This is a genomic window from Labrys sp. LIt4, from assembly GCF_017813775.1.
GTDB lineage: Bacteria > Pseudomonadota > Alphaproteobacteria > Rhizobiales > Labraceae > Labrys > Labrys okinawensis_A.
Map to the genome: position 1 here is coordinate 277967 of NZ_JAGIPY010000006.1, position 18356 is coordinate 296322.

Annotated in this window: 16 protein-coding genes and 1 pseudogene; 9 read left to right on the forward strand and 8 right to left on the reverse strand. The window is 61.0% G+C overall.

The genetic code is table 11. The features are described 5' to 3' along the window. Positions 1–59: 59 nt before the first annotated feature. Both J8I29_RS14195 and J8I29_RS14200 read right to left on the reverse strand, forming a co-directional pair. Complete coding sequence (locus J8I29_RS14195; protein ID WP_209432133.1) at positions 60–626, reverse strand: tail fiber domain-containing protein; 567 nt, start codon at positions 624–626, stop codon at positions 60–62. A 725-nt stretch (positions 627–1351) separates the two neighbouring features. Next, entirely contained in the window at positions 1352–2644 is a 1293-nt protein-coding gene (locus J8I29_RS14200) for a S41 family peptidase (RefSeq protein WP_209432134.1), read from the reverse strand. A 364-nt stretch (positions 2645–3008) separates the two neighbouring features. Here J8I29_RS14200 and J8I29_RS14205 point away from each other — a divergent pair, with 364 nt between their 5' ends. After that, positions 3009–3791 (forward strand): polysaccharide deacetylase family protein, encoded by a 783-nt coding sequence (locus J8I29_RS14205; protein WP_209432135.1) that lies wholly within the window; start codon positions 3009–3011, stop codon positions 3789–3791. A 303-nt stretch (positions 3792–4094) separates the two neighbouring features. On the opposite strand, the gene J8I29_RS14210 is transcribed toward J8I29_RS14205, so the two are convergent. Beyond that, the gene (locus tag J8I29_RS14210) at positions 4095–4787 is read right to left on the reverse strand and encodes an outer membrane protein (protein ID WP_348536017.1); all 693 of its coding nucleotides are present in this window, start codon (positions 4785–4787) and stop codon (positions 4095–4097) included. Positions 4788–5391: 604 nt separating this feature from the next. On the opposite strand from J8I29_RS14210, the gene J8I29_RS14215 reads away from it, so the two are divergent. Next, a complete protein-coding gene (locus tag J8I29_RS14215) occupies positions 5392–6390 on the forward strand; it encodes a L,D-transpeptidase (RefSeq protein WP_209432137.1) in 999 nt (332 codons plus the stop codon). A gap of 52 nt (positions 6391–6442) precedes the next feature. Here J8I29_RS14215 and dinB read toward each other — a convergent pair. Next, positions 6443–7695: pseudogene (gene dinB / locus J8I29_RS30440) on the reverse strand (DNA polymerase IV). 410 nt (positions 7696–8105) lie between these two features. On the opposite strand from dinB, the gene J8I29_RS14225 reads away from it, so the two are divergent. The 4 genes from J8I29_RS14225 (at position 8106) to J8I29_RS14240 (ending at position 12507) form a co-directional block, all read left to right on the forward strand. Next, positions 8106–9557 (forward strand): hypothetical protein, encoded by a 1452-nt coding sequence (locus J8I29_RS14225; protein ID WP_209432138.1) that lies wholly within the window; start codon positions 8106–8108, stop codon positions 9555–9557. Positions 9558–9627: 70 nt separating this feature from the next. Further along, positions 9628–10359: a hypothetical protein gene (locus J8I29_RS14230; protein WP_209432139.1), complete on the forward strand. Its 732-nt coding sequence runs from the start codon at positions 9628–9630 to the stop codon at positions 10357–10359. Positions 10360–10361: 2 nt separating this feature from the next. Then, positions 10362–11435 (forward strand): hypothetical protein, encoded by a 1074-nt coding sequence (locus J8I29_RS14235; protein ID WP_209432140.1) that lies wholly within the window; start codon positions 10362–10364, stop codon positions 11433–11435. Next, a complete protein-coding gene (locus J8I29_RS14240) occupies positions 11428–12507 on the forward strand; it encodes a hypothetical protein (protein WP_209432141.1) in 1080 nt (359 codons plus the stop codon). Before J8I29_RS14235 ends, J8I29_RS14240 begins: the two co-directional genes overlap by 8 nt. A 17-nt stretch (positions 12508–12524) precedes the next feature. Here J8I29_RS14240 and J8I29_RS14245 read toward each other — a convergent pair whose 3' ends face one another. From J8I29_RS14245 to J8I29_RS14255, 3 genes are all read right to left on the reverse strand, one after another. After that, positions 12525–13352 (reverse strand): alpha/beta hydrolase, encoded by an 828-nt coding sequence (locus J8I29_RS14245; RefSeq protein ID WP_209432142.1) that lies wholly within the window; start codon positions 13350–13352, stop codon positions 12525–12527. Between the two features lie 76 nt (positions 13353–13428). Further along, positions 13429–13881 carry a cupin domain-containing protein gene (locus tag J8I29_RS14250; protein WP_209432143.1) on the reverse strand — a complete coding sequence of 151 codons (453 nt, stop codon included), beginning with the start codon at positions 13879–13881 and terminating at the stop codon, positions 13429–13431. Between the two features lie 197 nt (positions 13882–14078). Continuing rightward, positions 14079–14804 (reverse strand): SDR family NAD(P)-dependent oxidoreductase, encoded by a 726-nt coding sequence (locus J8I29_RS14255; RefSeq protein WP_209432144.1) that lies wholly within the window; start codon positions 14802–14804, stop codon positions 14079–14081. Positions 14805–14902: 98 nt separating this feature from the next. On the opposite strand from J8I29_RS14255, the gene J8I29_RS14260 reads away from it, so the two are divergent. Next, positions 14903–15283: a helix-turn-helix domain-containing protein gene (locus J8I29_RS14260; RefSeq protein WP_105860570.1), complete on the forward strand. Its 381-nt coding sequence runs from the start codon at positions 14903–14905 to the stop codon at positions 15281–15283. Between the two features lie 133 nt (positions 15284–15416). On the opposite strand, the gene ugpC is transcribed toward J8I29_RS14260, so the two are convergent. Continuing rightward, positions 15417–16487, reverse strand: a complete 1071-nt coding sequence (gene ugpC / locus J8I29_RS14265) for a sn-glycerol-3-phosphate ABC transporter ATP-binding protein UgpC (RefSeq protein WP_209432145.1) — start codon at positions 16485–16487, stop codon at positions 15417–15419. A gap of 130 nt (positions 16488–16617) precedes the next feature. Between ugpC and J8I29_RS14270 the strand changes: the two genes are divergently transcribed. Both J8I29_RS14270 and J8I29_RS14275 read left to right on the forward strand, forming a co-directional pair. Next, complete coding sequence (locus tag J8I29_RS14270; protein WP_209432146.1) at positions 16618–17328, forward strand: GntR family transcriptional regulator; 711 nt, start codon at positions 16618–16620, stop codon at positions 17326–17328. Beyond that, a complete protein-coding gene (locus J8I29_RS14275; RefSeq protein WP_209432147.1) occupies positions 17325–18326 on the forward strand; it encodes an alpha/beta hydrolase in 1002 nt (333 codons plus the stop codon). The genes J8I29_RS14270 and J8I29_RS14275 overlap by 4 nt, the downstream gene beginning before the upstream one ends. Positions 18327–18356: the final 30 nt, after the last annotated feature.

Consider the following 18356-nt stretch of genomic DNA (forward strand, 5'->3'; position numbering starts at 1 on the left):
ACGGCCCTCTCCACGGCATCGAACCTGGCTTTTCGCCAGGTTCGATGCGGCCGCCAGCATTACGCGCCGCGACCGAGCAGGGGTGCGGACCTTTGATAATCCGCCAGCATCGTCATCTTCACATCGATGCGATCATAGTCGACCATGAAGTAGCCGCTGTCGGTCAGGATAACCGCATCGGGATGGGTCTCGAGAAGATCCTGGGCCATGACTCCGACATAGACCGGACCGCCCCAGACATAACGGAAGCGATAGATCGTGAGGCCGCTGGGAGACTGGCCGATGGCCCGGATATCGGTCTTGAGCCGGCGATCCGACCAGCCACCGCCGCCGCCACTCGAGCCGCCGCCACCATTTCCGCCACCACCGCCACCGCCCCCGCCGCCGCCGTTACTGCCGCCAGGCATCCTGTCGTCCGCATCCGGCTCCACGATCACACGCCTGCGATGGGACATCGGCTTGTAATGAGGCCGGGTGGACCTCATCTTGCGGCGCGGCGGTTCCGGTTCGTCCACATAGACGGGCTCGTCGGGGTAACCTGACGCGCAGCTGGCAAGCACGACAGCCAGCCCGCTTCCCAGGACCCCAAAAAGCAGGCCCCGCCGAACTTCAAATTTGCTCGTCATCGGTATCTCCTAAAATCTGGCGACTTACACCGCGCCGATATGGATCCTAGCAAGTACGGCGGATTTGGGCGTGACACCCCGCACACAAGAGCAGACCAAACGGGATGCAAGTCGCCTCTAAACTGACCAAATGGTCAGCAAAACAAACACCGAGACGACGGCCTCGGCATAAATATAGAACAAAACCTGTTCCTGACATAGATATACTCGATCCCTGCAAGGCGGCTGCGGGCCTGAAATGTGAGTCAACTTCCGCCTGCCGCGTTCATCAAACACAGCTTCAATCGCAAGAAGTCGTTTTGAGGCATATCGTGGTCGAACCGCGCTCTTTTTGTGAGAGTGCGGATCTCAGGGCAAGACTCGCATCTCCCCGATTTTATTCCCGGATTTGATCGAGCGGATTTCGCGGGGATCGATGGCGCCTGATCCAGTCGGCAAACGGAAATACCAGCGACGTTCAAGCTTGACCTGTCATACCGACGGTGTTGATGCTTGACGGATCAAGCACCGTCATTGCGCGTAGCGAAGCAATCCAGGAATTACGGCGACCATGTTTCTCAGCCCTGGATTGCTTCGCTACGCCCGCAATGACGCGTGAGCCGGATATAGCTGCCGTCGGTATCTTTCCCGGCTCCGCCGCAGGCGGCGGAAAGAAGATCCAGGCGCCAAAGCCCGTGTCGTTCAGACACTGGATCCCCTTCCCTCGGGAGAAGCCGCGCTCTGCCCTAGGATGGACGCCCCTGCAGGATGCCGATCGCCCTGTTGAGCTGGGTATCGTCTTTTTCATTCGCCGGCACATAGGCCGAGGAGCCGCCTTCTTCGGCCTTGTCGGCACCCGGATTGGCCAGATGGCCCTTGAGGCCGGATTCACCCTTGGTCTCATCGGTTCCCTTGAGATCGTCGGGCACGTTCTCCTGCACCACGACCTCGGGCTCGATGCCCCTGGCCTGGATCGAGCGTCCCGACGGGGTGTAGTAGCGCGCCGTGGTCAGACGCAGCGCGCCGTCACCTTGCAGCGGGATGATGGTCTGCACCGAGCCCTTGCCGAAGGAGCGCGTTCCCAGGATGGTGGCGCGCTTGTGGTCCTGCAGCGCGCCGGCAACGATCTCCGAGGCCGAGGCCGAGCCGCCATTGACCAGCACGACGATCGGTTTGCCCTGGGTGAGATCGGGTCCATCCGCAGCAAAGCGCTGTACATCGTCGGCATTTCTTCCGCGTGTCGAAACGACCTCCCCACGCCCGAGGAAAGCACCGGAAACAGAAACGGCCTGGTCGAGCAAACCGCCTGGATTGTTGCGCAGGTCGATCACATAGCCCTTGATCTTGTCCTGCCCGATCTTCCTGCTCAGCCTGTCGATACTTTTCTTCAGGCCATCGAAAGTCTGCTCGGTGAACTGGGTGATGCGGATATAGCCGATGTCCCCGGCAAGCTCTTCATCTCTCACCGAAGCAACCTTGACGATGTCGCGCACGAGCTTGACCTCGAAAGGCACTCCCTTACCCGCCCTCAGTACTCTCAACGTGATTGGCGTATTGACCGGTCCGCGCATCTTGTCGACGGCCTGCTGCATGCTCATGCCCTGCACCGCCTCGCCATCCAGCGCGGTGATCACGTCACCTGCCAATATGCCAGCCTTGGAGGCCGGCGAGTCGTCGATCGGCGATACGATCTTCAGGGCGTTGTCCTCCATGGTGACCTCGATACCGAGCCCGCCGAACTCGCCCTTGGTCTGCACCTGCATGTCCTGGAAGCTCTTGGCGTCCATATAGCTCGAATGGGGATCGAGCGAAGCCAGCATGCCGTTGATGGCTCCTTCCACCAGTTTGCCGTCCTCGGGCGGCTCGACATAGTCGGAGCGCACCCGCTCGAACACCTCCCCGAACAGGTTGAGCTGCTTGTAACTGTCGGCCAGCGAGGCCTGAGCTCGATCGACAAGAAGAAGATGGGGTTGCGTCAGGGCGACAGTGCCGAGCACGCCAAGAGCGGCTCCCGTGGATATGAGGGCGAAATTACGCATCAGGGTCTCATCTGTTGGAGGCCAAATTCGAGTTTGAACGCACTCGATGCGCCTTCCATCCCCTCGCCCACATCGCCCCAGGGAAGGCAGACGAACTGATACCGCGATTATGGCTGCATTTTGTTGCTCATTCTTCGCCATTCAAATCAGGTTCACGCGGGCGCCCCCCTCGAATCGACTGCGGCGCCGGCGCCTCCATCGCAAATCGGGTCATGGCTATGGCTTTTTTCCTCGAAAAGCATTTTGATCGATCCGCAAGGTCTCGGTGAGGTTCAAGGCAGTGTCGCGTATCTGGAAGGACGGTTCGAAGCCGAGACGCGGCAGCATCCCTCGCGCAATATGCATAATTATCCTGACTTTGCTCATGGCCGTGTCGCCGACACCGCCGATCGTCCCCGCCTCGGCCGGTCAGCAAAGCCACCAAATACGGGCCGTAACGCCCTGCGTGGCGTTGACCTTCGACGACGGACCCGACATGACACTGACCCCTCTTCTCCTCGACATTCTGGCCCGCGAGAAAGTCCACGCGACATTCTTCGTGGTTGGCAAACGGCTGGCTTATTCACCCGGCCTGGTACGGCGCGAATTTCTCGAAGGTCATGAGATCGGCAACCACACTTTCGACCACCGGGCGCTCACCGAGCTGACAGATGGAGAAGCCATCGCCGAGGTGGAACTGACGGATGAGGCCGTCGTGGCGGAGACAGGCCATCGGCCCGATGTTTTTCGACCTCCCTGGGGCAGGATCGATGCGCGCATCGAGGCTGCGTTGCGCGGCGCCGGCCTCTGGCGCCGAATGGCGCTCTGGAATTTCGATTCCTTCGATTGGCTCGACGACGAAGCGCCCCTGACCAGGTTGATCGGTGCCGGCGCTCCGGCGGGAGCCGTGATCCTGATGCATGATATCCACGCGAGCACCATCGAGGCTGTGCCGGACGTCATCCATACCCTCAAGATGCGGGGCTTTCGGTTCGCGACAGTGGGACAGCTGCAGGCTTGCCGGCATGGGACGGAACCCGGCATCGTATCGACGGCTCCCCTTGCTTCACCCGCGCCTTCCCCTGCCCGGTCGCATGGCAGCTTCGCCCATGCCCTGGATGCGATTGCCCCCTTGAAGGAATATATCGCTCACCGGCTCGGCTCCTGACACGCGCTCGGCAGCAGGTGATATCAATGCCCGAGAACCTGAGCTCAAATTCGGCTAAAGCGTTTTTCAGAAAAGTTGACAGACTTTTCGATTAAGAAAACGCGTTAAAACAAACGGTATAGCAAAGTGCAATTCATAGAAATCGCACTTTGCTCTCTCGGCCAACGTTGCCGATTGCCGCCTTAAACGCCTGCTGCCAGCAATATTTGAATGCCGACGACTCCATTGCGGCGAACACGCTATCTTAGCTGCAACACAAACAAAAAAAGCCCGGCACATGGCCGGGCTTGTCCGTATTAACTCTCAGAACTTGTAGTTAATCTTACCAATAACGGTATGTTCCGTTTCCTTAAACTTGATGGCTGAAGGATTGATAACAGGATTGGCGTTCTCATTCTTATCGCCGAAGTCATAATACTTCCACTCGACGCCAGCGGTAATATGGTCCGTAATGGCATATTCAGCGCCGAGACCAACGGTCCAACCGGTGCGAGTGCTGTCGCCCCACGAGACTGAAATAGGAGAAGTCTCGCGATTCTTGTACTGGGTGAATGCAACACCACCCGTGCCATAGATCAGCAGCCGATCAAAAGCATAACCAACTCTTCCGCGGATCGACGCAAGCCAATCTTGCTTTGTCTCGCATCTGGCCGCGGTGCCGGCGCAACTGCCATCACCCTTTACGGTCGAGCCGCTGAAATCGCCTTCGAGGCCAACCACAAACTGGTTGATCTGATAGTTGTAGCCCGCCTGAGCGCCGTAAATAAAACCACTTCCATTCGTGTTAAACGACGGGAAGGAGGTCACTCCAGCAACGGGACTCCATTTGCTGTCGTTCCACGCGCCACCGGCGTTCAGACCGACATAAAAGCCCGTCCACGAATACGGCGCATAAGCAGGCGCGACAGGCTCAACGGCTTGAGGTGCCAAATCAGCGGCGAAGGAAGCGCCGGACAGCAACGTAAGAACGGAGGCAGCGAGCAAAAGGCGTTTCACGATCATTCTCCAGGAAATTATATTTAGATCTCTATCAGAAGCTTTGCAAAAATGCTGTGGCGACTCCGCAACAGTCGAAAAAATTGTTCTGTACTATCTATAGACCTCCCCCTGCAATGTAATATTTTAAAAATACCTCGATTTTTATTGTAAAAATAAATATTTATTAAATTTATCTGGAATAAATTTCCAACATTGATGTTAAATTTCGAATAATTCTTGTATAATACATTTGCACATGAAATCTTGCGGCTTGAACCAGCGTCCAATATCACGCTGCCTCACTGAGAGACGAGACCGTGAGCTCGTTTCTCTATAGCTGAGTAAAAGATAATCCCAATCGTTCTCCCTCGACCGGAAGAAGACAGCGATTTGGTATCTTCTAAAGCGAGCCTTGTTTCATCCGCGAGCAAGGTCCGATGCCAACTGAGCAGCCGGACTTGAACCTGACGCCATAGGCGTATTGGCCAAAGACAAGGTAGTCGATCGCGAAAGCGGCGTGCGGCGCGCAGCATCAAGCCGATGATGGCCTCAAGGCAGGAACCAGATCAGCCGTGCCGCGTCATAGGGACAGGTACTTTGTCCAGGTCCCGGAGTGAGGCCGATGTTCAGGCTGTTTCTTGCCCTCGCACTTATGCTCGCCTGCGGCGCGACGCAGGCGGCCAAGCTCGACATCGATAGCGTCAACCAGGCGCAATTCAGCCAGGACAGGGCGAAGGATGCCGACCCGATGTTGATCAAGGCGCAGATCCTGCTCGATCGTGCCCGCTTCTCGCCTGGCCTGATCGATGGCCGCCTTTCGGATAATTTCACCAAGGCTGTCGCGGCCTTCCAGGCGGCGAACGGACTGCCATCCGATGGCACGCTCACGAAGGAAACCTGGGACAAGCTCACCGCGACCAGCATCGCCCCGGTCCTGACGACATATGAGGTGACGCTCAGGGATGTGCGCAGTCGTTTCACCAGACGAATTCCGGCACGCATGGAAAGGATGGCCCATCTCAGGCGGCTCGGCTATCGCAACCTTCGAGAGAAGCTGGCGGAGCGTTTTCATGTCGGCCAACGGTTGCTGACGATGCTCAACCCTCGCGCCCGGTTCAGAAAGGCCGGCGTAAACCTGGTGGTGCCCGATGTGGCCCGGAGCGGCCCGCCGCCGGCCGTCGCGAATATCGAAGTCGATAAGAATTCTCGCCAGCTACGCGTGCTCGATCCGTCAGGCAAATGGCTCGCTGTCTATCCCGCCTCGATCGGCAGCGAGGAGAAGCCGGCGCCGAGCGGCACGGCGGAGGTCAAGCATGTGGTGCACAATCCCACCTATCACTACAATCCGAAATTCGCCTTCAAAGGGATCAGGACCAAGCGGCCCTTCACCATTGCGGCCGGGCCGAACAATCCGGTGGGATCGGTCTGGATCGATCTTTCCATCGAAAGCTATGGCATCCACGGCACGCCCGACCCTGGCAAGATCGGTACGACCTTCTCGCATGGCTGCATCCGCATGACCAACTGGGATGCGGAGGACCTCGCCTCCATGGTCAAGCCGGGCACGAAGATCGACTTCAAGGGCGATGCGGCGCAAAGCGAGAACGCGCGTTCCCCTTGAAGGCCCGCACTCTCCTGCATGGCGTTTGCAGCCCGTGCGGCGTTCAGCTCTCCTATTCACCCAGATCCTTCTCAGCCAGCTCTCTGAAGGCGTCCGGGACGGAACGCTTTCGATCGAGCGCCGCCGTCGCATATCCCACCGCGTCGCGTCCGAAGCGCCGGCGTATGGCATCCATGGCGCGATCGGCTGACTGGCGCGCGGCTCCCCGATGGGCGCCGGGCCGCCGCTTCTCGTCGGGAAGGCCGAGCGGAAGATCGAGCTGGATCTCCCGCTCTTTATGCAAATGGGAAACGGAAACCGCCACCAGCGTGATGATGGTTTCTCGCGGGTGATCGGCAAGCGCGGTGCGCACCAGCCTGGTGGCAATTTCTGCCAGCACAATCGTCGCTGCGACCGGCACCCCGAGCGTTACCGACCGCGTGATGGCACGCATGTCGGCAAACCGGACACGCACGGTCACGGTCCAGCCTGCCAAGGCCTTGGCGCGAAGGCGCGAGGCGATACGATCGGCAAGCCGAAGCACGGCCGGCACGAACACGCCTTCGATGGCAGGTTGCCGCCCCAGCGCGGATTGCGCGCCGGCGGATCGGGCCTTGTGCTGCGTGCGGATCTGGCGGGGATCCCGGTTCCAGGCAAGCGAGCGGAGCTTTTCCCCGGCGGCACGGCCCACAAGCTGCTCGATCGAGTGACCTGGCGTCTCGGCGAGCTGGCCGATGGTGAGAATGCCGCGGTCCTTAGCCTGGCCTCGGTCACCGGCCCGACGCCCCACATCAGGCCAACGGGGAGGTCATGAAGAAAGTCGAGCTCATGCGCAGGATCGACGACGACGAGCCCATCCGGCTTGGCGACCTGGGAGGCGATCTTGGCGAGATGCTTTGTCCGTGCGACACCGATGGAGATCGGCAGACCCAACTCGCTTCGCACACGCCCTCGAATGGTTGCAGCGATATCCGCCGGCGTCCCGAACAGGTGGGTACAGCCGGCGACATCGGCGAAAGCCTCATCGATCGAGATGCGCTCCACCAGCGGCGTAAAGTCACCCAGGATGGCGATCGCGGCATCGCCAAGACGCTGATATTCCTCGAAGTGCCCGCCAACGAAGAGGAGCTGCGGACAAAGTTCGCGTGCCTTGCGGCCCGACATGCCGCCTCGCACCCCAAAAGCCCTGGCCTCGTAGCTCGCCGCCAGTACCACCCCGCCGCCTACGGCGATCGGTCTCCCACGCAGATTGGGGTCGAGGAGTTGCTCGACCGAGGCATAGAAGGCGTCGAGGTCGGCGTGAAGGATGGTGGCAAGGGTTTCCACGACGGCACTTGAAATCCCGTATCACAATGTTCTCTATTTGTTCTAGTTGGCGACGGCAAAGTCAAGGCCCTGAAAAGGTAGACAGCTCAAGCGGCGCCGGAGCGGTAGGCCAGTGATTGACGAAGCGCTTGATGGCGGGTCAAGCGGAAGTCCACCAGCAGTCTCGTGTCCCTGACGACGGGTGGGTGTTCATTCCCTCGGTGGTCGCGACGGCAAACATCAAAGCACTGCATTGGAGGACGGGATTACATGTCCCGTGGTGGCACGCAGGCCCTTGGCTCAACAGACGACAATCAAGGGCCCTGGCTCTAAAAAACCACCGCTATGATACGCGTAGCACTACCTATATAACTACGCTGTCGGCCAAATTTCCGGCCGATTATTTCGGTTGAGTTTCTGGATATTGCATCTTGAAGAGCACTGCCCTCGCCCGCTTGTTGCAGGGGATCACGAAGCCTTCTCACGACAAGCGTCCCTCGATCGAGACCTTTGCGGATATCGACACGGATCGGCTCGCTGCCGAGCTCAACCTTGCCGGTCGAGGGAGAGAACGCGGCGGCAACGAGGAGCCTGCGACCTCATCTGAGACGATGGACTCTGTCGAGACTCAGATCATCGAGCGCATCGAGGCCGCAAAGAAGGCCGCTCATGCCACCGTCGAGGACGAGTTGCGCACCTATGCCGAACGCTTGGCGGCTCTCGATTTCGAGGACAGGTTCACGCAGATCCAGCACACAGCCCCGGCAGCCGTCGGCGATTTCAAGCTGGAGGCCCGCGCGGGGCGCGACGACCTTTATGCGCTGCGCCGCAACCTGCGCGACCTCGATGCCGAGCAGCAGACTTTCCGGCGCAAGCACAAGATCGACCGCACCGCTCGTGTCCACGGTGGCGCAGCGACCTTTCTGAAAGTCGCCCTCCTCATCGTGATGTTCGTGATGGAGGCGTTCGCGAACGGCAACTTCCTGGCCAAGGGCAGCGAGCAGGGCCTGCTAGGCGGCGTGACCGAAGCCATTTCCTTTGCCGCCCTGAACATCTTCGGCACCTTCATCATCGGCCATTTCGGCGTCAAGCAGATCACTCACAACAACATCTTCCGCAAATGCCTTGGGGTGCTGGCCTTTTGCTTCTATGTGGCCTTCGCTCTCGGCCTCAATCTGGCCTTGGCCCACTATCGCGACGTGTCTGCCCAGTTCCTGGAGGGGGGTGGCGAACGCGTGATGCAAGTCATGGCCGCCGCCCCCTTCCAGCTACGCGACCTCAATTCCTGGCTGTTCTTCGGCCTTGGCCTGATGTTTTCGGTGGTCGCCTTGATCGACAGTTTGACCTTCTCGGACGCCTATCCTGGCTATGCCGAAGTTCAGCACCGGCTCGAAGCAGCCAGGGACGCCTATCGCGACCGCAGGGCGGAACTCGATGAGAACCTGAAAGACGTGCGCGACGAATATCAGGATAGGATGCAGGATATCAGCAGCGATCTATCCCTGCGACGGGGGGAGTATGAAGCCATCGTCGCCAATCGTGCGCGCATGCTAAAGCTCTTCAGCCAACATCAAGACCATCTGGAACGGGCGGCCAACACGCTGATCAGTTTCTATCGCGAGGCGAATGTCAAAGCTCGCAAGACGCCGGCTCCGGCCCGTTTCGCAAGCGCCTTCTCGCTCTCAAAGGTCAGCGTGGAGGCCAACACCGAAGGCGAATGGAGCCTGCGAGAGCTGCGATCCCGCATCGAACAGATCCAGGCGATGCTGACGGCCGAGGTGAAGGAGATCCATACGGCCTACCAGACCACCATGGACGAATATCAGCAACTCGACGACGTCGTTCCCGAGCCGGGGATGGGTGATGGCCCGAAACAGGCGTAGGCGCTCGCGTGGCCCAAGCGGTTTGTCGCATTACATCCTGGGTGGCCTCCTGCTGCTGGCGGCTGCAGCGGTGGCAACCGGTTTTGCCTATCTCAAGCTGACGACACAGGCTCCGCCGAAACTCGCCGCCGATTTGTGTCCCGTCGATGGGCCTACCTCCATAACCATCGTCCTGCTTGATGCCTCGGACGCCTTGCCGCCGATCGGCCGCCAGCAATTGATGACGGAGCTCACCGATCTGGCCGAGGCGACGCCCGACTACGGCCTGTTCGAGCTGCGTATCCTGGAGCCCGGCGCATCAGGCGGTGCCGTGAAGTTCCGGGCCTGCAATCCAGGGGACGGCTCCGGGGTTGACGCCCTCACCGGCAACAAGGAGCTTGCCAGGAGGAGATGGACGCAAGGGTTCAAGGAACCACTCGAACGGGCTCTGGCGGCGGATCTGGCTGGCGTTCCCTCTGATAATTCTCCGATCATGGCAACCATCCAGGCGATTGCAGTCGAAAGATTCACGGGAGCCAAGGCGGACAGCGTTCCCAAGAAGCTGGTCATCGTCTCCGACATGATCGAGAACGGACGAGATTACAGCCAGTATCGCGGCGATCTCTCATACGCACGCTTCAAGAAGTCGGTCGCTTACAAGCAATTCAGGACCGATCTTCACGGCGCCGACGTGAGCATCAAATATGTACAGCGCCAGAAGCCACCGATCGACAGCGTTGCTCATATCCGGTTCTGGCAGGAATGGATCGCCGATAATAACGGCAGGTTCGACAGCGCCGACCGGTTGCAGGGAGTGAACTGACGATGGTCCAGGACAAGGCATGGTCGACGTCCGACAATGCCGTGAGTGCCAGCCTGTTCAGCCTGTTCGTTCTGGCGGGCAGTGCGTACATCATTGCCGCCAAGCTGCTGCACTATTCGGCCTTCCTGGTGACATCCGTACCGGTGGCGGTGATGGCGATCTATGCGCTTGTCATCGTCGTGCTGCGGCGCTTCCGCCTGCGCTTGGACCAGGCGGGCGACAATATCTACTATATGGGCTTCCTGTTCACCCTCACCAGCCTTGGCGTATCGCTCTATCAGTTTCAGGCCGAGGGGGCGGTGGAGGAAATCGTCCGCAATTTCGGCGTAGCGATTGCCTCCACCATCGCCGGCGTCGCTCTTCGCGTGCTGTTCGGACAGATGCGGCAGGACCCTTACGAGGTCGAGCTGGCTTCGCGCCTGGAATTGTCGGAGGCCACCCGGCGGGTTCGGCGGGAGCTGGATACCATCGTGGTCGAAATCGCGAATTTCCGCCGCTCCTCCCAGCAGATGATCATCGAGGGGTTTGGAGAAGCTCGCGAGGGCGTACGGGATGCAACCAGCCGGGCCCTCGGCGACTTCGAGGATTTGACCCGGAAGGCGGCCGGGCCGATCGAGGCCAGTGCCGATGCCAGCACCACGATCCTGAAGGCATTCGCGAAATCGGCATTCGAGAGTGTCGAGGCCGCCAATACGAGGTTCGCCGCAGAAACCGCAAAGCTGTCGGAGGGAACCGACAGGCTCACGGCGACCTTGGAAACGATGTCGGACCGTCTAAAAAGCCTGCAGGTGCCCGCCAATGTCATCGAAGAAAAGCTCCAGCCCTCGGTCGTCGAGCTTACCCACGCCGTCTCCCAGTTGAGCAACAGCCTCACGCCCTTCATCGAGCACAACTCGCCGATGACACCGACCCAGCTTCTCGACACGGAAGCCAAGCGCAATGCCCGCATCGACAATCTGGCGGAGGCGATCGCCAGTCTGACCAAGCAGATGGAAGAGGCCGCCGCCGCCAAGCAGAGCAGGCCGCTGCGATATATCAGGCGCCTCTTGCGCAAATCGGCAGCGGCCGATGCATAGAGCCACCTCCATTGGGTCCGATGGAGCGGCCTATCGGCGTGGCATCGTCCTCGGCCTGACCATGGCGGAGATCATGCTGCTGCTGGTTTTCTGCCTGCTGATCGCCCTGACGGTCATGTTCAGCCGGGAGCAGGAGCGCGCCAATCTTCTTGCCGCCCGCCTGAACCAGGCCGAAGCGGCGCTCGCAAAGGAGCAGCAGACGTCGAAGGATCTCGCCGTACTCCTGGACGAGTTCAAACGCGCCGGAGCAATTCCCCAGCGAGTCGACGAAAGTTGGCGCAAACTGGTCGAAGCGCGCGACCTCGTCGACAGACTGCAGAAGAGTGGTGTCGATCCGGATCAGCTCAAGCAATATGCCTCGAAACTCAAGGACATCCTGCCCACGCTGACCACTGACGTCTCGGGAGCCGATCTGGCAGCGGCGTGGCGTCAGATTGCCGAAGCGAAAAGCAGAATGACAACCATCGAGCTTGGAAATCTGACGGTGTCTGAAGTGGCGGATCTCATCGTCAAGGGGGCCAAGACGCAGCAGGCCGAGCGGGAGGGTCGCGGCGAGCACGACTGGCCACCGATCATCAATTTGAGCGAAGCCAGTGGTTATAATTTTGCGATCGGCCGAGCCGACCTGTCGGCAGATTTCGACAAGAAGCTCAAGACGAATGTCATCGAGCGGGTGGCAAAGATCGTTGCCGAATATGATGTCGATGTCGTCGAGGTGATCGGCCACACCGACGAACAGGCCGTCAACAACCGCACTTCCAATCTGGATGGCAAGCTCATTCCTGCCTTGGTGGGCAAGGTACAGATCGATGGCCTCACCCCTGCGGACAATGCGGGTCTGGGCATGGCCCGGGCCGTGTCCGTCGCCAGGGTCTTGGAGAATGATCCGCGGCTCAAGGGCGTGGCGGTTCTTCCTCTCTCCGGAGGGCAGATGATCCTGCCGGGTGACAAGGTGACCGACGGAACCACCAGGGGCGACGTCAAGGCGCGGCGCCGGATCGAGATCAGGATGCGAAGATCCGAGGGCAAGGCGGCGAGCGGCCTCCGGCCTGAAGCGGGGACGCAGCCCTGACCGGATGCGTCGGGCCTTCACATGGAAAACAAAGCACGCGTCAAGGCGTGGTCGGGATCGACGAGCCCATCGAGAATGTTGAAATGGTGGCGATCCGGCTCTTCGACGACATCCGTTTCGATGCCGAGACCTCGCCAGATATTGCCGAGCAGCGCATTCTGGCGGAGGAACTCGGAAGTCTCGCGGGCGCCGGCCCAGCAGATCAGCCGGCTTCCCGGCAATGGCTCGAGCAGGGCCGGGCTCTCGCTTTTGGCTTCGCCCGCGTCGATCTTCAGCGTCGCATTACGCGCAATATTCATCAGCGGCCGAAGATCGTGCAGGCCGGATATGGAGAGCGTTCCCGCGATCCTGTCATGCAGCTCGCCTGGGAGCGGCGTCGTTTGGCTGATCATGCGCGTCACCAGCTGGCCGCCGGCGGAATGGCCGATCAGCCGGATCGGACCCGGCACCATGCTCGCAGCCGCCACGACGGCCTGGCCGACCGACGTCGTGATGTCTGCGATGCGTACCTCCGGAGCCAGCGGGTAGCTGGGTATCGCCACCGCATATCCATGCGCCAGCGGCCCCTTGGCGAGATGCGACCAGAAGCTCTTGTCGAGCGCCATCCAAAAGCCGCCATGGACGAAGACGACCAGACCCGCTGGGCTCCCCTTCGGGTAGAACAGGTCGAAACGCTGGCGGGGATCGCTGCCATAGGCGAGCTCCAGCCGTGCCCGATCACCGTCGACGAACGCGTCGCGCGCGGCCCGGGCTGGCTCCACCCAGGCGCTTGGCCACGCCTCGCTCCTGGGGATGTTCCCCGCGTTGTCGTAGGCCCAGGTCCAGTCGACCACCCGATATTGCATAGTTGCTCGCTTTCAGACCTGTGCGCCCGGCCTGAGCCCGTCGCCACCTGCTCCCGCTTTCCGGAAAGGCTTTTTCTCAGTCATTGGCCTCTGGAGGCAGGAAATCGACGTCGTGTTCCGCGGAGGCTTGGATGACGGCTTTGACATCGGTCATGTTATGCAAAGTCTTGAACAGGTCGTGCAGCCTGCCGGCCGGCGACACCCAGAAAAGCGCTCGAGCCGGCTTGTCCGACTTGTTGAAATAGCCATGCGGGATGCCGCGCGGCATGCGCACCAGGTCGCCGGGCTTGGCCGTCTGCCATTTTCCGTCGAGCTTCAGCTCCAGCTGGCCTTCCAGCAGAAAGATGAATTCATCCTGCGTCGGATGGATGTGGACCGGCACGAACTGGCCGGGTTCGGAATTGGCCTCGAAGGCGAAGGTCGACCCGCAATCGGCCTTCGGGAAATAGCGTTGGCCGAGAATGTTCCATTCGACCTGCCCATAGCCCTCGCCGTGCCGCGTGATGCCGGCATCCAGTTCCGTCGTCATCGCGATCCCTCCCCTCTCTGATTGCACTCAATATTCGCAAGAAAAGGCATGCGCCACCCTGCGGTGGCGCATGCACTGGGATCATAACCTCGTCTGGCTATCCTGAAACGGGTGTTTTCCACGAACAGCCCCGTTCTCCCCTCCAATTCGCAGCAGTCTGCAAGACACGAGGCGTTCCCGGGATCGTGTCTTTCTCATCACGAGGGAGGCAATGAAGGAACGATCGCCTCTGCACGGTCACGTCTGGTCACGAGCGACCAGATCTCTTGGGCAACGACGTCCGGATCGATCATCGGAAAGTTCGGATCCAGCATTTTGCCGCCCCCGGTGAGCGCCCGAAGTCCGGTGGAACGATCGAGCATAGCACCGATGCTGACGGTTCCGGCATAGACGCCCCTTTCCGCCACTTCGGCGTTGAGCGTGAGAACATAATTGCGTGCGGCGGCCATCAACGGGCCAACACCGCTCAATCCTGGCATGGTGATCACGGCAGACAGGCCGCCGACGATGACAATCGCGCCATCGCCCCGTGCCATCTGCCCCTGCAGGACCGCGTGCGATACCTCCACCGGCGCAAAGGTAAAAATGTCGACCATCGACTTGAGCGCCGCGGCATCGAGCTCGGCGGCAGGCACGAAGCCGACATCCAGCGGCAGCGCGGCATAGACCGCAACGTCGATGGCTCCCAGACGCTCCTCGATCGAACGAACCAAGGGAGGAATACCGGCTAGGTCGGTGAGGTCGGCCGGGAAGGCCGCAGCTTCGATGCCGGCGGCTGCAAGCTCGGTGACGTGCTCGTCGAGCGGGCCGGCGCGGCGGGCAACAAGGGCCACGCGGTAGTTTTCCCGTCCGAACCGCCTAGCCAGGGAGGCGCCGAGACCGCTGCCGGCGCCGAAGAGTGCTATCGTTTTCTTGTCAGCCATAATCTGCTCCAAAACGTGGTATGTTTTAGTGACCAGATAATTGGATTGGACTGAGAATGGCGCAAGAACGCATAAGTTTGGGGCCTGGTCACAGACCTATGCCTGCCCCTCCTTTCCAGCCCGGCACCCATCCGGGCTGCGGAAAGGTCAAGGAGGTTCTCAGCCGCTTGGGCGACAAATGGACCGTCCTGGCGATCTCGATGCTGGTCGAGCAGCCAAGGCGCTTCAATGAATTGAAAAGGCTGATCGGGGGAATCTCGCAGCAGATGCTCACCCGCACCCTCAAGGGGCTGGAGCGCGACGGCCTGGTGACGCGAAAAGTCTATCCGACCATTCCTCCTCAGGTCGAATATGGCTTGACGGATCTGGGCAGATCCCTTGCCTTGCCTCTCATGCAGCTGGGGCTTTGGATATTGGACAACATCAACGCGATCGAGGCCCATCGGGAGGCGCATGACCGGAAAGCTGCGCAAGACTAGATGTTCGATCCCAGGCTTTGATAGGGCATCATTGCCCTCCGCGTTTCTCGGTGCCCGCATCCGGAGCGGCGGCCGCCATTGACGCTTTCATGCCGCAGTGGGCCCCGGCTGGCTTGCTGAGCCCGCTTCCCCCTCACTCGGGATTCAGCCGTCTGCCGCTTCTCCCGTCGAAAAGGTGCATCACGTCCCGATCACCCCTAACGGAAACAACCTCTCCCACCTTCACGGCGCTGTGACGGGGAAATTCGACCGTGATCATGCGTTCGCTGCCATCGTCCAGATAGCCAAAGGTCTGTCCGCCGAGACGTTCGACCATGGTCAATTCGCCGGTGAACCATGCCTGGGAGGCATCGCAGGGCGAAAGATCTTCCGCGCGAATGCCAAGGATGATCGGGGTGCCGGCTGCCGCCGTCAGCCATGGCAGGGCGATTCTAGCCTTGCCGATCGCAAGTTCATTTTCCCCATTCAGCTTCAGTTCCACGGTGTTCATGGTCGGACTGCCGATGAAGCGCGCGACGAACAGACTTGCCGGGCGGTGATAGAGGTCGAGCGGGGGACCGACCTGTTCCATGCGCCCGGCATTCATCACCACGATGCGGTCGGCCAATGTCATCGCCTCGACCTGGTCATGGGTGACATAGACGGTGGTTGCCTGGATCCGCCGGTGCAGCTTGGCGATCTCGAGCCGCATCTCCACCCGCAAGCCGGCGTCAAGATTGGAAAGCGGCTCGTCGAACAGGAAAGCCTGGGGATCGCGGACGATGGCCCGCCCCATGGCGACACGCTGGCGCTGCCCTCCGGACAATTGCCCCGGCCTGCGTTCCAGCAAGGGCGCCAGTTTCAGGGTTTCGGCAGCTTGCTTTACGCGCTCGTCGATCATTTGCGGGTTCTGATCGCGCATGCGCAGGCCGAAGCCCATATTCTCGGCCACCGTCATATGCGGATAAAGCGCGTAGTCCTGAAACACCATGGCGATGTTGCGGTCGGCGGGCGTCAGCGCATTCACCACTCTGCCCCCGATGCGCATCTCCCCGCCCGTAATCTCCTCAAGCCCGGCAATCATGCGCAGCAAGGTGGATTTGCCGCAGCCCGAAGGACCGACCAGCACCAGGAACTCGCCCTCGGCGATATCGAGGTCGACGCCGTGGATCACCGTATGGGTACCGTAGGACTTGCGAATATCCCTGAGGGCAATGCCCGCCATTGCGTTCTCCCCGATGCTGCCTGCGACAAGCGAGGCCTTTCCAGCCCTTGACCTAATTATCAATATCAATAATGATAATTGCAAGAGGCCTTGCGCAGCATTCGCAACCGGCGCCAGCACAGGGGGAGAGATGAGCGAGCGGCCAGCATCCCGGCGTTTCGACCCGGCATTACGCGCCAAAGGCGCCCGGCCCGGCCCTGTCGCCCGTTCGGCGATCGCCTTCGACGCTCTCAAGCACGACATCATGCTCGGCGAACTCGCCCCCGGCGAACCGCTGGTGGAACTGGAACTTGCCGCCCGCTTCGCCTGCAGCCAGGGCACCGTACGGGAAGCCCTGCTGCAGCTCCAGGAAGAGGGGCTGGTGCACCGGCGCGGCCATCGCGGTACCCAGGTTTCGGACTGCACGGCCGACGAGGCCGTCGAGATGTTCCGCGTCCGCAGGCAGATCGAATGCGCCGGCGTGCAGCGCGCCCTGCGCAACCCCAGCCGCAGCCTGCTTTCCGATCTGAAGGCGCTGGTCGAGGTAATGGAGGAGGCCGCGCGGGAGAATGACGAGATGGGGCTCGCCGCCTTCGACCGCGATTTTCACCGCCGCCTGTTCCACGATGCCGACCTGCCGGCGCTGGATCCGATCCTGCATCGCTGCCTGATCCATAATCACCGCTTCAAGATTTCGCGGACGCAGGGCCAGCGCGATCTCGTGCTCACGGCCCAGCGTCATCGGCCGCTGGTGGCGGCCATCGAGGCCGGCGACAGCGCCGCGGCCGTGGCCTCGCTCGAACACCACATCGCGACCATCGTCGATTTCGGCCCCAACGTCTTTCCCGGAGCGGGACAATGAACGATCCCATCCCCGATAGGCGGATTGAAGAGTTGCCTGGCCGGCTGGATCCGGAACTGGCACGCCTCCTGGCCGCCATCGAGGATGAAATCGGCCCGCAACCCGACACGACGCTGCTGCCGCCGGCCGAGGGACGGACCCTTGCCGCGCAACTCAACCAGCGCTGGAACCGCGACCTGCCGGCAATGGCCTTTGCAGGCGACATCGTCATTCCCGCGGATCCGGCCTTCTCGTCAGCCGGCTGCCGCGTCAAGGTGCTGATCCCCCCGCAAGCAGGAGACGGTGCCCTGGTCTTCATCCATGGCGGCGGCTTTGCCTTCTGCAGCCCCCAGACACATGAGCGGTGCGCTCGGGTCCTCGCCCTCGAAACCGGCCTGCCCGTGCTCCTGCCGGACTATCGCCTGGCACCGGAACACCCCTTCCCGGCGGGGCTGCATGATGTGATCGCCTGTCTGACCTGCGTTTTCGAACACACGGCTGCACTCGGCATCCATCCAGGGCCGCTGCTACTGGGGGGCGACTCCGCCGGCGCGAATCTGGCGCTCGCCGCCATGCTTCACGGGCAGGCCCATGGATACAAGGCTGCCGATGGTGCCCTGCTCTTCTATGGCGTCTACGACGCGGATTTCGAGACCCCGTCCTATCGACGTTTCGCCGAGGGTCCCGGCCTCACCACGGCAAGGATGCAGCGCTACTGGAACTGGTATCTGCCCGACCCGGAGACGCGCCGCGCGGCGCTCGCCTCGCCCCTTCAAGCCAGCGACGAGGCCTTGCGGGCCCTGCCGCCTCTCTTCCTTCTGGCGGCGGAGATCGACCCGCTCCTGTCGGATACGCTCAACCTGGCGGCGCGCCTGCGCTCGCTAGGACGGCCGGCCGAGATGCACATCGTCGAGGGCGTCACGCACGGATTTTTGCAGATGAGCATCGGGCTGAGCGCGGCCCGCAACGCCCTCAAGACCGCGGGTCAAGCGGCAAAGTCAATGATCAAGCCGGCGTGAACCGGCATCAAAAATACATTCTTCGGGAGG